The sequence below is a fragment of the Streptomyces niphimycinicus genome (assembly GCF_018883605.1).
GTDB classification, from domain to species: Bacteria; Actinomycetota; Actinomycetes; order Streptomycetales; family Streptomycetaceae; genus Streptomyces; species Streptomyces niphimycinicus.
The window spans coordinates 1-1,107 of the sequence record NZ_JAHLEM010001263.1; the positions used below are offsets into that span (position 1 = coordinate 1).

The 1,107-nt window shown below is 73.7% G+C and carries 1 protein-coding gene, 1 pseudogene and 1 riboswitch; the gene and the pseudogene both read right to left on the reverse strand.

Going from position 1 to position 1,107, the window contains the following annotated elements; genetic code table 11:
• A pseudogene (locus tag KN815_RS49240) lies at positions 1-183 on the reverse strand (cobalamin biosynthesis protein); the annotation flags it as partial.
• Between the two features lie 164 nt (positions 184-347).
• Positions 348-565, reverse strand: a riboswitch (cobalamin riboswitch).
• Positions 566-703: 138 nt separating this feature from the next.
• Positions 704-973 carry a hypothetical protein gene (locus KN815_RS49245; protein WP_216348221.1) on the reverse strand — a complete coding sequence of 90 codons (270 nt, stop codon included), beginning with the start codon at positions 971-973 and terminating at the stop codon, positions 704-706.
• Positions 974-1,107: the final 134 nt, after the last annotated feature.

Below are 1,107 nucleotides of genomic sequence, written 5' to 3' on the forward strand. Positions count from 1 at the left end.
CGCGCACAGCGCGGTGTGCAGGGCCCCGCAGCCGCGGTGGTCACGCCACAGCCGGTGCTCGGCGGCCGCGGCGGCGCGCCCGAACGCGGCGACCGGATGGCCGCGGCGCGGATCGCCCGTGGCGAGATCACCGAGGAAGCCGAGGGCCGCACCGCACGCGAACGAGGCGTGATCGGCACGCATCCGTCAGGCCGCCGTCACGCCTCGGCGCGACGACAGATGACCAAGGGGGCCGAAGGGGCCAGGGGAACCGAAGGGGCCGGAGGAGCCAGTGGGGACAGAAGAGGCTGGCGGCGTGGAGGTGCCGGGCATGGCGGTATGTCCTCACTCAGGGTCCGCGCCCTGGTTCGACGTGACCGGCGGTGAAAGTCTCCTGGCTCCCGGATCCGCGCCCCTCCCGGTCTTCCAGCCCCGCGTACGAAAGGAACCGTACGGTCGGGCCGTGACCCCATACAGGCGATGGGAGAGTGCTCCCCGGTGACAGTGGCGGGACCGCGCCGGATTCTCACCGGCTTCCTCTCCTGCCGCCGTTTGGCTCGGGAAGTCCACCATGGGCCGCGAATGGCCGTCAACTCGCATATGACCCATGACGCCCGAGTGTGCCGAGCCCCACAGACACTGGCGGACATAAGGCGGCCGCCGGACGGTCGGCGCTGGTCAGCGCCACCATCCGGCGGCCGGTGGGTCGATGAGGACGCGAGCCTCAGGCGACGATCAGATAGATGCCGTACGCCACGGCCGCGGCGCACAGCGCGAAGCAGGCGTACGCCCCGGTGCGCGCGAGCGCGGAGGCGCCGACCCCGCCGCCGGAGACGGTGGTCGCGCCACCGGGGACGGCGGCCGCGCCGCCCTGCTCCGGCGCCGCCTTACGGGACGTCCCGAGGATGCCCAGGGTGAAGACGCCCACCATGCCGACCGTCACCACGAGGCTGACGCCGAAGACCTGGCCGAGGGCCGCCCAGTCGATGCTCATGTTCCATGGCTCCTTAGCGGGTGGTGCTGCTCGCGGCGGCGGGGGTGGGGGTCTGCTCGGGCGTGTTCGCGGCGATGCTCTCGGGGGCGGCCTCGGCCGCGCGCTCGGGGGCGGCGGGCTTCGCGCCCGCGGGC